Below are 15561 nucleotides of genomic sequence, written 5' to 3'. Positions count from 1 at the left end.
GAGGAGAACAGGATGAATCAGGAAGATCAAGTGCAGGTGTATATGGATGAATTGCAGGAAAGAGCCAAGTCGTTAACAGGGGTACAGCTTGAGTTGGCAGGTTATGTTGTGGAGATCGCCGGGTCTACGTATTTGCGTGGAGACGAAAAGATGTTTTTGAATACAGAAAAGTTGCTTGGAAGGCTGGCTACAGAAACGCAGAAGCCATTATTCCAGCCACTATTGGATGTGCTCCAGCATCTGGCGAGTGAGTCATTGGTTGCACGATTCCGTTATATTGCAGAGCGTGCAACCCGTTTCCCATACAGTAACAACTATGAACGCAGGCCCTTCCGCACATCCGATCCGGAGCAGCATGTAGCACAGGTCATCCGTAAACTGATGGGATTGTTCCGGATGGAAATGAATAATTTTTCCCTGGAAGAATATGTGTCACTTCGTGAGTACAAGCTGGATTATCTCCATGAGATCCGTTGGGTCCTGGCGGATTGTATCGCGTATGAACTGGATCATCAGGGTGGAGATATGAAGCAGGCACTGCACGAGATTATATATGGTGACAATCAGAATGCATTGTTAACCCATGAAATGATCAAAGGCATATTCATGAGCGATCAGGTGGATGCCTATCAGATGGTGGGTGAGCTGCTGGTTGCAGCACGGTTGCAGGAAGGTCTGCGCCAAAGCATTGTGGAGCGGATGGATGAAGGGACACTGGAAGCCTATATTTACATATTAAAAATCATTATCGACAACAACCTGATTCGTTTCAGTTCTGTGGTAAGAGCGCTCGCTGTCTGGACAGGAATCGGCATAGAAGCAGCCAATCAGCGTGTTGCTGCACAGCTCATTGAACAGGCCCATGAGGCGCTGGTGCAACCAGAAGTACGCGAAGCCTGGCAGCAGGAAGCGAACGCGAACAAGCTCTTTATCAGCCTGTGGGCGACAGCAGTCATCGAAGAGAATGATTTGAAGAGCAAGATCATCGAGATTATGGATCAAGGCCAATTATATCAGAAGATCGTTGCCCAATATGTACTGGCTAACAGCCAGAACCGAGAGCTTCGATTAGACATTGCACGTCGGTATCTGGAAGCGCAGGATGCCGAGTTGATGCACTGGATTGTGACCAACTATGACGCCATGTATATGTATAACTGGAGTTTCGAGAATGGTGAGAATCAGCGTAGCGTCTACGTGTGGCCATTGCCTGCTCTTGAAGATAAGGCCTTGCGGCGTCAGGACTTTGACCGGTTCAAACAGATGTTGGCTATCATTCCGAAAGGCGGGTCAGGTGGACCATCGGGTGTACTTGAGTATGTTCACTACCGGATTGATATGGATGATGTAGTCAAAAAAATGTTATATCTGGCCGCTTATGATATGGACCCGGAATGGATCGGCGAAGTCATTGCAATCAAGGACCGTCTAAGCCCGGAACTGCGCGGAGAACTGTTGTCCCAGTTTGTTCAGCATCCTGAGAATGAGGTGCAAAGACAGTTTGTGTTTGAGAGTCTGTCTGATAAAAGTATGAGTAACCGGGAGAGTGCACTCGCCAAGGCGAAGTTGCTCACGTTGACGGTTGAAGAAATGGAACAGATGGAGGCACTGATGAAGCTCAAGACAGGCTCACTTCGTCAGAAGGTCATCCATGTATTATTACTGCAACCTATAGACCAATTGACAGTCTCACTGAAGCGACTTTTGCAGGCCAAGAGTGAGTTGCAGCGTCTGGGCGCACTCGAATTGTTGACCGAGATTGCGGCAGATCCGGAGCGGGCAGATCAGCAGGAGGCATTACAGCCATTGGCGCAGCTTATTGAGACACCGACTGCCAAGGAACAGAAACTGCTGGATAAGCTGACCGATCAGGGGAGTCGTTACACAGCCTCTAATGGATTTGGTTTATTTGATCCGAAGCGACGTGAGCCATTGCTGGATGAGATGCGTGATCTCAAGGGCGATACTCCGAAGGACATCTTCACGCTCTCTCTGGATAAGACCAGACCTTTTCTGGAGGGACTCAATGAATTGGTGCATGAACACAGGGATTATGAGTATGAAGTGGAGTACTACGCTGGCTATAAAGAAACATTGTTAGTTGGAGCGAGTCTTCGCTCCAAGGTTCCGTATGGAGAGCGCAATGAAATGAAGCAGATGCAGCAGTTTCCGCTTCATGACGTATGGGAGAACTATATTCAACATGGCGAGTTTAGCAGTATGGAGTTAATGCAGTTGTATATGGTTATACAGCTCCGGGATTTCAATGGCAAATTGAGCGACCATTACAGTTACTTCCATGATCAGTATGGCTATGAAGAACTGCAAAAGATTCCGTTACTGGAAGGCTGGCGCAAGACGTTTGCTGAACAAATCTATCCGCTGGAGGATATCGAAAAACTGCAGCAGATGCTGAATTCGTTAACGTATAAGGATCAGGTAGTGGCGCTAATATCGGCGGCATTTCTGGATAGCGATCCGATCGACACGTTTGAGATAGCCGAGAAAACCTGGGCCTCTATTATTGCGAGTATGCCTGCTGATCGACTCGAGAAGGAGTCAGGCATGCTTCATATTCTGACTGGACCCTGGAATTATGTGGTTCGTGGCAAAATCCATGACGATAACAGCTTCAAACGTTTCTTCCAGACAGCTTACCAGTTCACCAGTCTTGTAGAGAGTAGTCAGCCGCTGTCTTTACTGTTACTTGAAGATTTTCTCCGTGCGTACCAGTTGAACCTGATTGACGAACAGGAGATATATCGACAGGTTCTGGTCGGTGGGAATCGTCTGATGTTTATTCGGAACTTAACATCCACTCGTACGGAAGAGATCGCAAGTGACCCGAAGCTGATTCACTTACGGGATACGGTCGTTAATCGGATTCTGGAAATCGAGCTGACCCGGGGAGAACTCTCAACAGAAGTAAGTACACTTGCCATGAAACTGGAACGAATTGGAGGCATGGAACACTGGGTACATCTGGTCTCTGCGATGGATCAGGATACCTTTGTCCGTGGATATATCTACAGTTATGGGGACAACACAACACGCAAAGAGACGTTCAGCTATCTGATTCAGAATTGTCATCCACGGGATGGAGAAGATGAGAAACAACTCGGAGAGTTGCTCCAGAAATACCCGATTAAAGAGAAAAAATTGCTGGAAGCAGCCATGTACGCGCCACAGTGGATGGAGATTGTTGCAAAACATCTGGGATGGGAAGGTCTTCGCAGTGCGGCATGGTACTTCCATGCTCATATCAATGAACGCTTTACTGCGGAGAAAGAAACCATCGTGGCCCACTATTCTCCAATCTCACCACAGGACTTTAATGAAGGTGCGTTTGATATCGCTTGGTTTGAAGAAGCTTATGCTGCTGTCGGGGAGGAACGGTTCAATCTGTTATACGATTGCGCCAAGTATATTTCCGGGGGAGCCAACCATCGTAGATCCCAATTGTTTGCGGATGCTGCACTGGGCAAGCTTCGGCTGGAGGATATGCGTGATTCCGTGTCAGACAAGCGAAACAAAGATCATTTATTAACTTACAGTTTGATTCCATTTGCCGTAAATCGGGAACAGGATCTGCGTGAGCGATACGACTTCATTCAGAAGTTCCTGACGCAGAGCAAGCAATTTGGCGCACAACGACGCGCAAGTGAAGGTGTAGCATCACAGATTGCCCTGGGCAACCTTGCTCGTAATGCAGGCTATGCCGATGTTACGCGGCTGATGTGGGACATGGAAGCACGTAAGCTCGATGAGATGAAATCTTTCTTTGAGCCACATGTATTGGATGCTGACACGACAGCGCAATTGGTCATTGATGAGGAAGGCCAGCCCGAGATGGTTATCGTTAGCAAAGGCAAGACACTCAAATCTGTACCTGCCCGTTTCAAAAAAGATGGATATATCGCTGAACTGAAAGAGCTCAAATCGGATCTGGTGGATCAGTATCGCCGGGCAAGGCAGGAACTGGAACGTTCGATGACTGCTGGAACATCCTTTACACGTCAGGAAATTGCCAGTCTGATGCAAAATCCGGTTATACATCCGTTGGTAAGAACGCTTGTATTCCAGTCAGGTGACAAGATGGGAAGATTCGATGTATCGTCCAGTGGTCTGGTTGCTCCAGGGCCAGAGGGTGCGATCCATGCACTAGCGGAACAGGATCAACTGTTGATTGCTCATCCGCTTCATCTGTACCAGAGCGGGAGCTGGAGTGAATTCCAACGTGATCTGTTCACCCGTCAGGAGCGTCAGCCGTTCAAGCAGGTATTCCGTGAATTATATCTTCCTAACGAGGACGAATTGGCTAATGGTACGGTGTCCCGCCGATATGCCGGGTATCAGATTCAACCGAAAAAAGCAGTTGCTCTGCTCAAAGGACGCCAATGGACGGTCAGTTATGAAGAAGGTCTGCAGAAGGTAAGCTACGAGCATAATCTGATTGCAAATCTCTATGCCATGGCGGATTGGTTCTCACCGGCAGATACCGAAGCACCGACGCTGGAGACGGTGCAGTTCTACGATCGCAAGAGCTACAAACCTGTACCGTTGCAAGATGTACCGCTGACGTTTTTCTCGGAAGTTATGCGTGATATCGATCTGGTGGTCAGTGTTGCACATGTGGGAGGCGTAGATCCGGAAGCCAGCCTGACAACAATCGAGATGCGTCATGTCATTGTGAACGAGTCGTTGCGTCTGCTGAAGATCGACAATGTACGTCTGGAAGGGAATTACGCACGGATTGATGGTGAATTGGGTGAGTATGCTGTTCATCTAGGTAGCGGCAATGTATTCAAACAAGCCACAGGTGCCCTTCATATCGTACCAGTGCACAGTCAGCATCGGGGTCGAATCTTCCTGCCATTCCTTGACGAAGATCCGAGAACGGCTGAGATTCTGTCTAAGGTGATGTTGCTTGCCGAAGATAAGAAGATCAAGGACCCGCAGATTCTTGCACAGTTACAGAACTAGAAGTTAGCGAACTAGAAGTGAACCGCCCCATGGGGCGGTTCTTTTATTTGTTACCTCGATTTTCAATGTATCTCCGAATCTAAATATAACGAGTATAGATCAAGAAACATGGGGGGAAAGTGAACAAGCTGGAGAGATTTCAACATAAAGGCAGCTGAGGAACCTGATAAAAGGGACTTCAGTTGCTTTTATATTTTTGGATAAATCGATGGGCCGGATTGGTTCCGGTTTCAAATAGACCTAGGACCCAGAGTGTCTCAGCATATTCCTTAATCTGATAATTAATTACATTAATTAGTTGATCGGGAGTGGGTCGAACCGACTGTTTTTAAAAGTAAAGAATTTGTTCGAAAGTAGTTACGGAAATGTAAATAATTCGTTTTCTTGTTATGTTATCTGAATTCAAAGAGAGATGATTCCAAAGGACTAGACTCGATATAATCGGTCATTTACCAAATTTAAGGGGATGTAATTCACGATCATGTCGGCTATCGTTAGGAAGCGAAATCTGCTGTCTTGCTTGCAGGCTGCAGTTTCCGAAGCCATGTGCAGGACGACCTGAATGCTTGAAAGACTGGGATCAAGCCAGTTTGCATTCACTTGTATACATGTATTCAAGATGTGCACAAGAAAAATGATCAAGAGAGAAGGAGAGCTTACAACATGAACAGAAGACTCAATCTGATTTTCCTCAAACGATGGTTTATGCTACTCATCATCGTGGCGGTTGCGGCTATGCCGTTACACGCCTTCGCCGCGGAGGCGGAATCGGGGGCCAATCAACCATGGATGAACAAATCTCTATCTGCGGAGGAGCGCACCGAGTTGCTGCTCAAAGAGATGACGCTGGAGGAGAAAGTTGGATTCGTAACCGGTAAAGTAAATAACTATTATGGTTTCTATAATGATGGATTGGAGCGCCTCGGCATTCCGGCATTACAGATGGCAGATGGACCCGCAGGGGTACGTGTGGCCAACCCGGATGTGCAGGACAAAAAGTCCACGGCACTGCCGGCCCCAATTGCGTTAGCCGCTTCCTGGGACACTAATCTGGCCAAGAAATATGGCGATCTGATCGGTCAGGAAGCACATGATACAACACATAATGTAGTCCTCGGCCCTGGGCTGGATATTGCACGTACACCATGGGGTTCCCGGAACTTTGAATCGCTCGGGGAAGATCCATTGCTGGCTTCCGGTATGGGTGCAGCGTATGTGAACGGGATTCAAAGCAATCCGGTTATCGCTACAGCGAAGCACTACATCCTGAACAACCAGGAGACGGAGCGTTTCACGACCAATGCAACAGCCAGCGAACGTGCCATCCAGGAAGTCTATGCACGTCCGTTCCAGGCGATGGTTGAAAAAGCGGATCTCGGTTCCGCAATGTGTTCATTTAACCAGGTGAACGGTACATATGCTTGTGAGAACAAGGAGATGCTGACCGATGTCCTTAAGAATCAGTTTGGCTTCGAAGGGTTCGTCATGAGTGACTATGGTGCAAACTTCAGCACAGCCAAGTCCGCCAATGCGGGTCTGGATCTGGAGACACCTGGGGAGCCGTATGGCAAATGGGGAGACAAATTGCTGGAAGCCGTGAACAAAGGCGAAGTCAGCGAGCGAACCATTGATGAGAAGGTTAGACGTATTTTGCTTCAAATGTTCGATAAAGGGCTGTTCGATAACCCTGTAACGAACACACAAATCAATGCCAAGAAAGACGGCAAACAAGCACGTGAAATTGCAGAAGAGAGCATGGTTCTTTTGCAAAACAACGATAATGTGCTGCCACTTAACAAGAAAAACGTGAAATCCATCGCTGTCATCGGACCGGATGCAGATAACGCATCGGCTGCTGGTGGAGGAAGCAGTCTGGTTAATCCGACGTATACCGTAAGTCCACTGGAAGGCATTCGTAACCGTGCCGGTAATGATGTGGATGTAAAATATGCAGCCGGAACCGATCCAATCTCCGCAGGAGATGCATTTAATGGACCGTCTGCCGTACCTTCCACTCTTTTATCACCAACGGATGCTCAGAAAAGTGAAAGAGACTATGGTACAGATCGTGCGGAATACGGTCTGCGTGCTGAATACTGGACGAATAAAGATATGGAGGGTAACCCTTCTCTGGTCCGTACAGACAATCAGGTCAACATGAATCTTGGATTCTACAACTATGAAGGTTTTAACGCACAATCATCCAAGCTTCCGGTGACACCAACGAAATTCAATGCCAAAATGTCTGCTCGTTGGACAGGGGGGATCACAGCACCTCAAACGGGTGAATATAAACTGTCCCTGACTAGTCTCGGTTCTGCGAAACTTTATGTGGATGATAAGCTGCTCGTAGACAATCAAGGTGAAACATTGAGTACAACCAAGAAAGAAATCACGTTCAAAGAAGGCGAGTCCCACAATATTCGAATTGAGTATCGTACGGATTTCCCGGTACAGACCAATCATGATATGGGTGCACAGGTTCGTTTTGGCTGGGAAGCTCCAGAGGACGCTGTTGATATCAAAATGCAAAAAGCAGTCGATCTGGCCAAAAAATCCGATGTAGCTGTCGTGGTAACTCGCACGTATGACAGTGAAGGTTATGTAGACCGTTCCGACCTGGAACTGCCGAATAACCAGGAACAGCTGATCCGCAAGGTAGCGGCAGCCAATCCAAAAACGATCGTGGTACAAATGAGTGGTCGTGCTGTCGAAATGGACTCCTGGCAAAAAGAAGTGCCATCCATCGTTCAGGCTTGGTATGCAGGTCAGGAACAAGGTAATGCCGTGGCACGTGTTCTGTTCGGTGATGTGAATCCATCCGGTAAGTTGCCGGTGACGTTCCCGTCAGATGATTCCCAGACTCCGGTATCCACTGCGGAACAATTCCCGGGTGTGAATGGAGTGGGTAACTACTCCGAAGGTATCTTTGTAGGGTATAAAGGATATGACAAAGAAGGCATGACACCGGCGTTCGCTTTTGGACACGGACTGTCGTATACCGATTTTAATTATCGTAATCTGCATGTGAAGAACACAGGCAAAGGCGACAAAGCAACCGTGGAAGTATCTCTGAACCTGCGCAATACAGGTAAAGTTTCCGGTGCAGAAGTCGTACAGGTCTATGTTGGCAATCTGCCAACCAAAGTGGAGACGCCAGAGAAGCAACTTGCTGGCTGGGCGAAGGTTGATCTGAAGGTAGGCAAGCAGCAACGGGTCAACATTCAACTGGATCGCAGCGCACTGTCCTATTGGGATGAAATATCCCATGAATGGGTAATGCCTAAGGGTAAAGTTCAAGTGTATGTCGGCAGTGCATCGGATGATATCCGTCTGACAGGCAGTGTGAATATCGGAAGCAAGTCCGGTAAATAAAAGTGAAGTCAGGGAGATCAAAAGGTTGTTCTTCCTGTGAAATTTGCGTCAAATGCAGTTTGTTCTAATTCATATATATTAGGAAATGAGTCGTGGCCTAGTGGCCGCGGCTTTTTCCATAATGGAAGGAGAGTGGAGTGTGATGAATTTAGCCTGGAGAGAGCACCCCAAACGATGGATCATCCTGTTCATCGCTGTTTGTTGTATCGGTGCAGGAGTCTGGCTAATTCTCAACAGAAATGAACAATCCATTCCTCCACCGGTTGAGGACAAGCAGAGAACGGCCGAAGTCTGGTTAACGACGGGTGATCAGCAAAATCTGCTTACACCACAGAAGCCTATTCCAATTACAGATCACCATGAGGCAGACACAGGCTCTTCAGTTGCTTCAACGCGGGAGTCAGACACATCTCCGTCGGAGTTCACCATACAGATTGATCCGGACAAGACGTATCAGACCATGGATGGATTTGGCGCAGCGATGACGGGTTCATCGGTACATCTGATTGATCAGCTTCCAGAGGAAGAGCAAGAACAACTACTGAAGGAACTGTTTACAACAGAAGGGCTAAACATGGATATGGTGCGTCATACGATTGGTGCTTCCGATTATTCGGTGGGTGAATCAGGTGAGGCTTCAAGCTATACCTATGATGATATCGAGTCCGGCACGGATTATGAGATGGAACACTTTTCGATCGATAAAGATCGGGAGGTTGTGAATATGCTGGAGCGTGCAGCTAGATTGAAACCGGATCTTAAAGTATTGGGCACACCGTGGACGGCCCCGGCTTGGATGAAGTATGGGGCGAAAACTACCAACGGCTGGTATCTGGATTATAACGATCCCAGGGTATATGAAGCGTACGCGAGCTATTTTGTAAAATACATCAAAACTTATCAAGCGAAGGGCATTCCCATCTACGGGATCACGTTGCAAAATGAACCGGAGTTCACCTCGGATAAATATCCGAGTATGAGTATGGGGGCCGAAGAACAAGCCATGTTCATTCGGGATTATCTCGGTCCGGCACTACAGGATGCGGGACTGGATACACGAATCATCGCGTATGATCATAACTGGGATCAGGCGGTCGAATATACCGGCAAGGTGCTGGGTGATGAGCAGGCTGCTGCCTATATCGATGGATCTGCTTTTCACTGTTATGCGGGTGATCCATCTGCCATGTCGGAAGTGCATGAGCGCTTCCCGGACAAACATATCTATTTTACCGAATGTAGTGGTGGGGAGTGGAGTCCTGATTTTGGCGAGAATCTGAGCTGGCAGATGTCCAATCTCATCATTGGTGCACCTCGCAACTGGGCGAAGAATGTACTGCTCTGGAACATTGCACTCGATCCGCAAGGGGGTCCCACGAACGAGGGCTGTGAGAACTGCCGTGGGGTTGTGACGATTGACCCTTACAGTGATGAAATCACTAGAAATGTCGAGTATTATGCGTTGGGCCACATCAGCCGTTATGTGCGTCCGGGAGCTGTAAGAGTGGATTCCACGCAAGAACATGGGCAGATCGAGAACGTAGCCTTCCGCAATCCTGATGGAACGATGGTGCTGGTTGCAGCTAATACGGGTGAGGCAGAAGTTTCCTTAGATGTAGTCATGGACGGAGATACGTTTCAATATATACTGCCTTCCCAGTCGGCAGCAACCTTCCGTTGGAAGCCAAAAACGGGGGTAGAACGTTGACACAAGATTGGAAATTATGGGTACAGATTGAATGATGGACATGGTAAAATAAACGTAAAGTTATTTCAAATATGATGTATTATACAAGTCCGATCCCAGGATCGGGCTTTTACATATTCACTTACTAGAAAAGGAGAATACATTGGACATGTTAGTCGTTGCATATCGGGAACAGGATCATGACAAGTTGGTCGAGATCTGGGAGAGTGCTGTGCGGGCAACACATACATTTTTGGAAGAGCATCACATTCAGTTCTATAAAAAAGTGGTGAGTGATGTGTTGCAGCACCGGCAAGTCGAGGTTTGGGAAGTACTGAATACAGAGCAACAACCCGTGGGTTTTATTGGTTTGCATGATAACTTTATCGAGATGTTGTTTGTAGATTCGAGTCAACATGGACAGGGTCTGGGACGTCTGCTAATAAACCATACCTTCAAAATCAAAGGCCGTCACCTCAAGGTGGATGTTAATGAGCAGAATATTGGGGCAGCCCGATTCTATGAAAAGATGGGATTTGTACAGATGGGGCGGTCTGAATTGGATAGTTCCGGTAATCCGTTTCCACTGTTGCATCTGGAGATCAAACAGGAAGAGGCCGAGAGATTGTCGTAATGGATAGACCATGAGTTATAAATGACCAGGATGAGGAGTGTGCAGGATGACACAGATCAAGGTGACACCGGAACAACTGGAGACGGTCAGTGGGCAGTTCGCTCAGGCACATCAGCAATTATCGGGCTTCATGTCCACATTGGACGGCAAGATGAGTGTCATGCGCAGCAACTGGGATGGCATGGAGCGTGAGCGTTTTTATAACGATTATTCAACGGCTCAAGGCACGATGAAATCTGTTCTGGAACTGGTTCTGTCCATTCAGTCGGAGCTTAAGAAAATTGCCGAGCGTTTCCGCACGACAGATGAGGAGGCGGTGAGCCAGGCAATCATGACGGCGCTGACCGCAGCGCGGGCGCTATCAACCATGGGCAAAAATAAAGGCGATGATCTGGACAAAACGCCAGGTCCACCAAAGAACATGGATGAATGGGATGAGAAGGATGCCGAGAAATACCAGAACTATGAGGAAATGCTGAAGAAAGCCAAAGAGATGGGTGACGAAGAACTGGCGCAGCAGATTCAGGCCAGCATGAACATCATTCGGCTTCAGTATGAAGATGTAATCTATCAGACTGACCCCAACACTGGCAAGACGGTAAAAATAACCGAGGATTCCATCGTAGGTACGTATCAGGTGAAAAGCGACAAGGGTGAAACGACCACCATCAGTCTGGATAAACAGGGCAATGTGGTGGACTATACCAAAGATACGGAAAAGTATAAGTATTCGGAGCAAACGCACACCACCAGTCAAGGCGAGCATCTCTTTGGCAAAGCAGCACAAACGGCTACAGCCTACGGCATTGGTCTGTTGCTCACAAGCAAGACGGGCTCTGCCTTTACGGAACATGCGACAGGACTAGGTTCATCCTTCGTCGCGGATAAATTCCTGTTCTCCGTGCCGGAGGAAGGCGAGACACGTACGATGATCTACCGTACCAATAAGGAAACGGGCAAAATGGAAAATATGATCGTGGTCACGCGTGGCGACAACGATATTGAATATACTCCGTGGCGGGATTACTTCTAAGCCACGGATGGAATTCGCAGGCGGGCAACGCAGGGCTACCTGATTGCGGCCTGCTTGCCGACCCACAGCATGGAGCCATGTGTGTTCATGTGACACATGGCTAAAAGCAAGGGGCAGGCGGCTTATCCGTGAGACTGCCCATAGAGAAACACCCCGGCAACCTTTTCCCTGAGATGGGAAGGCTACTGGGGTGTTTTGGATTCTCCTTACCGATTAGCCACGGTCAACGGACCGGACTGTAAGGAGATCTTTTTTTGCCAAAGATTAATGGGTCTCTTCATCCAGAAAAGGTTTGTTCACCGCATAATACATGAAGCCCATCAGCAGCACACCACCCACCAGATTACCCAAGGTCACGGGCACCAGGTTGTGAAGCACACCTTCAAATGAGATCGTCCCGGGGTGGTTCAGCACAAGTGCAATCGCGAACGTACACATATTGGCGATGCTGTGCTCATATCCCGAGATGAAGAAGCAGAACACAAAGAGCATCATGGCAAACATTTTGGCTCCATTCTCCTTCATGAACATCGGAACAAAGAACGCCATACATACGAGCCAGTTACACAAAATCCCCCGGAAAAAGAGCTGCATGGTCGGAACTTCCATCTTGTGTTCCACCACGCTTAACAAAAAAACGTTCACCTGGGACGAGTCGAATAATCCGGTCAGGTAGATTAACAGGGCAAACACGGCTGCGCCCATCAGGTTACCGCTATAACTCGCAATCCACAGCTTGATGACTTCGAACCAGCGCAGCTTCTTGCGAAGCGCCGCATACGTATAATAGAACGTATTGCCCGTGAACAGGTCACCGCCACCGTAAGCGATCAGGATGATGGCCGCGCCAAACGTAATGGCTGCCATCGGATAGGTAAACGGGGATTGCTCCATATAAAAGAAGTTACCTGTCTTAAACGCCACGATGACGCCGAATCCGATAAACATACTGGCCAGCATGGAGCGTGCAAGGTACCTGATTAAGCTTTGTTTGTAAATCTTGTGTTTCTTCAGAGCTAGTTGTTCCACGTTCCGTAGAGCTTCCGTTTCCATAATTCTCCTCCAGTAGTTAAGTTGAATGATTGCATTAACTTACAAATCTCACCAAGTTCCTTTTATTATAACTATTTTTGAGATAGTAACACGCTTTTTAAAAAAAAGAATATCTTTAACCAGTTTAAGTTTATTTTGGATGTAAGCATATAATATGGGTTCGTATTGTTTGCATTTTTTGAATAGTTATTTGCATATTTTTCTCGTTCCAAAATTCCAAAATTTATATAGAACAATGTATCCCCATGTTAAGTGAAATTTGTATGGGTTACATCGATATAATCTTCTTTTATCTGGGTTTTTTACTAGTTGTTTTGTTCAGAAATTGTTCAGAGCATCTTGATAAACTTTGTGCGGAAAACGAAGTTTTATTGGGAGGAACAAATATGAATCAGGATTGGAAAAAGGTGTTGCTGACTTCACTGGTAGTAGGCATGCTGTGGGGAACTCAATTTGTCAACGCAGCAGAGCAAACCGGAGAAGCAACAGTCTCCGTATCATCGGTTTTTACAGATCAGAACGATATACGATCGTCCTCTCTTCAAGCGGTAAAGGAAGCAGTAGAGAAAGGGTTGATCTCAGGTTACCCAGATGGATCATTTCACCCGGACAAGCCTTTGACTCGGAGAGAAATGGCTGTGTTGTTGGCCAAAGCATCACAATTAGAGACTGATAAGACTTCCAACACTGGGCTTAACCATTCAGATTGGGCCACTCCTTATATTGAAGCAATCCGTCAAGAGGGATGGATGACCAGTGATGCAACAGGTAATTTCCGTGCTAACGATCCGATTCGTCGTGAAGAGCTTGCTTCCATTTTGGTAAGAGTTACAGGAACACAAGGAGCAAAGGGAGGCCAACAGCAGACGCTTGCAGATGAATCTACGATAAGTGGTTGGGCTAAAGAACAGGTACATACGGCGTTGAAACTGGGTTTATTGGATTCCAATGAGGGGAAATTCGAATCCAAGGCTTTGGTGGAGCGGCAAGATATAGCAAAAGTTCTCGTTGATGTTTTCCAGACGGGTGAGCGGACAGCCTCTTTGACTGCACTGGACGGAGATATTGCTTATGTGGATGGACGTCCATTTGTGATTAGTCAGGCATTGCAAAGAATTTTGAATGACGAGAACAAAGAAGCATTGCAGAACGCAGTAATTACTTATGATGCACGTACACGTAACCTGTCTGCCTTATCAGAAATCCAGATCACCCAAGCAGGCACGCTACAAAATTACGTGAAATTGAATATGGTTGGTACCTCCTATCAAGGTGTGATCACAGTCTCTTCAAATCATGTTGCTCTCAAGGCCGATACCTTGTCCAAGGTTGTATTAAAGCCAGGCGTAAGTGCGATAGCGATTGATGGAGATATCGATGCGGTAACCGTAGATACGACTGACAAAGTCACTGTTCTAGGAAGTGGAACGTGGAAGGAAGTTGTGTTAAAAGACGTGAAGTCCATTATTCAATTACCGGCAAGTGTAAAAACAAATACAGTTATTCTTCCAAAAGGCGGTGTAACCTCACAGATCATTCGTAGTGCACCGCCACTAACCGCACCATCCAGCAATACCGTGGCAAGCAACTCCAATACTGGCTCAGGATCATTGACACCAACTCCTACACCGACTCCAGAACCTGAGGCGCCGGTTATTGTACCTCCGTCTCCTCAGAATAAACCGCCTGTTGTTCAGTCTAACATCTCTGACATGATGGTGGTTTTCGGACAAGGCATGCAAGAGGTTGATCTTGGAGCTGTATTTACTGATCCAGATGAGGACGAGCTAAACTATGAAATTACCGAAATCGATCATAACATCGCTACTGCGAATATTCAGCATTCAAAATTAAAAATTGTGGACGTTGCTATAGGGCAAACCACGGTTACGGTGAAAGCTGCAGATGGAAAAGGAGGAAGTGTATCGGCTACATTCATTTATTTGGTAAAACCGGCCTTTGTTCCACCACCATTCCCGCCTTTACCGCCTATCATCATCCCACAACCACCAATCAACCATGCTCCTGAAGTGGTAAAAACACTGCCAACTGTTGTGGTTGAATTGGGTACCGTGAGTAAGACAGTTGATTTGGCTGATGTGTTCGCTGATATGGATGGCGACATTCTATCGTATTCAGCGCAATCTTCTGATCCCGCTGTGGTAGAAGTGAGTGTACAAGGAGATATATTGACTTTAGATCTCAAGAACGTTAATGGTTCTGCCACCGTTAGCGTCAAGGCTACTGATCCCGCTGGTAAAGACGCTGAGACCACATTCACGGTTAAGGTGGAGGACCCGGATGCAGGGAAGGGCCTGTTTATTTCCGAGGTGGTCTGGGGAGAAGGCACTACTCAGGCTATCGAACTGTATAATCCAACGTCCAAACCAATTGAACTCAGTCACTTTGAGATTAAACGTAGTGATATAGACGATCCGATTACGTTTGCTTCTGGAACTATCATTGCACCTTATAAAACAATGGTCATTGCCGATGACTCCACAGATTTCCCGATCAATGAGGACGAAATCTATTATATGTCTTTTAATTTTGATATTGATCAACCCCAAGACATTACTTTGATACTCTATCAGATTAACGATGGGGAACCTATGGATACAGCCATCTTGAAGCCTGCGCAATCTTTAACAAGGACGTCAGGCAATGTTCATGGTGATGCAAATTATGACGGGGCACGATGGATCCAACAAGGAGAGAACTATTACAACGGTCTGGGTAACTACACATCCTCACCTTCGATTCCTTAATTTTGAATATCCCACATGAAGGAGAACA

Annotated in this window: 7 protein-coding genes; 6 read left to right on the top strand and 1 reads right to left on the bottom strand. The window is 47.1% G+C overall.

All coding sequences use genetic code 11. The annotated features are described in order from the left end of the window. Window positions 1-12: 12 nt before the first annotated feature. The 5 genes from AB4111_RS26290 to AB4111_RS26270 all read left to right on the top strand — a co-directional run bounded on the left by AB4111_RS26290 (window position 13) and on the right by AB4111_RS26270 (window position 11712). On the top strand, window positions 13-4983 hold the full coding sequence (locus tag AB4111_RS26290) for a DUF4132 domain-containing protein (protein WP_442033865.1): 4971 nt from the start codon (window positions 13-15) through the stop codon (window positions 4981-4983). A gap of 663 nt (window positions 4984-5646) precedes the next feature. Next, a complete protein-coding gene (locus AB4111_RS26285) occupies window positions 5647-8358 on the top strand; it encodes a glycoside hydrolase family 3 C-terminal domain-containing protein (protein WP_442033863.1) in 2712 nt (903 codons plus the stop codon). A 142-nt stretch (window positions 8359-8500) separates the two neighbouring features. Further along, window positions 8501-10066: a glycoside hydrolase family 30 protein gene (locus tag AB4111_RS26280; protein WP_442033861.1), complete on the top strand. Its 1566-nt coding sequence runs from the start codon at window positions 8501-8503 to the stop codon at window positions 10064-10066. Window positions 10067-10214: 148 nt separating this feature from the next. Next, a complete protein-coding gene (locus AB4111_RS26275; protein ID WP_442033859.1) occupies window positions 10215-10679 on the top strand; it encodes a GNAT family N-acetyltransferase in 465 nt (154 codons plus the stop codon). Between the two features lie 46 nt (window positions 10680-10725). After that, window positions 10726-11712 (top strand): WXG100 family type VII secretion target, encoded by a 987-nt coding sequence (locus AB4111_RS26270; protein ID WP_442033857.1) that lies wholly within the window; start codon window positions 10726-10728, stop codon window positions 11710-11712. Window positions 11713-11976: 264 nt separating this feature from the next. Here AB4111_RS26270 and AB4111_RS26265 read toward each other — a convergent pair whose 3' ends face one another. Continuing rightward, a complete protein-coding gene (locus AB4111_RS26265) occupies window positions 11977-12765 on the bottom strand; it encodes a formate/nitrite transporter family protein (RefSeq protein ID WP_442033855.1) in 789 nt (262 codons plus the stop codon). A 386-nt stretch (window positions 12766-13151) separates the two neighbouring features. Between AB4111_RS26265 and AB4111_RS26260 the strand changes: the two genes are divergently transcribed. Next, window positions 13152-15533, top strand: a complete 2382-nt coding sequence (locus tag AB4111_RS26260) for an S-layer homology domain-containing protein (protein ID WP_442033853.1) — start codon at window positions 13152-13154, stop codon at window positions 15531-15533. Window positions 15534-15561 lie beyond the last annotated feature (28 nt).

Origin of the sequence: Paenibacillus sp. 2KB_22 (assembly GCF_052115745.1) — a bacterium.
Classification (GTDB): Bacteria; Bacillota; Bacilli; order Paenibacillales; family Paenibacillaceae; genus Paenibacillus.
The sequence above is the reverse complement of the archived record's forward strand: the minus strand, read 5'-3'. Positions and strand labels throughout refer to the sequence as shown.

Bases quoted from the DNA above. Each gene is read 5' to 3' on its own strand.
- AB4111_RS26285 (WP_442033863.1), top strand. From the start codon at position 5,647: ATGAACAGAAGACTCAATCTGATTTTCCTCAAACGATGGTTTATGCTA.
- AB4111_RS26275 (WP_442033859.1), top strand. From the start codon at position 10,215: ATGTTAGTCGTTGCATATCGGGAACAGGATCATGACAAGTTGGTCGAG.
- AB4111_RS26280 (WP_442033861.1), top strand. From the start codon at position 8,501: ATGAATTTAGCCTGGAGAGAGCACCCCAAACGATGGATCATCCTGTTC.
- AB4111_RS26290 (WP_442033865.1), top strand. From the start codon at position 13: ATGAATCAGGAAGATCAAGTGCAGGTGTATATGGATGAATTGCAGGAA.
- AB4111_RS26265 (WP_442033855.1), bottom strand. From the start codon at position 12,765: ATGGAAACGGAAGCTCTACGGAACGTGGAACAACTAGCTCTGAAGAAA.
- AB4111_RS26260 (WP_442033853.1), top strand. From the start codon at position 13,152: ATGAATCAGGATTGGAAAAAGGTGTTGCTGACTTCACTGGTAGTAGGC.
- AB4111_RS26270 (WP_442033857.1), top strand. From the start codon at position 10,726: ATGACACAGATCAAGGTGACACCGGAACAACTGGAGACGGTCAGTGGG.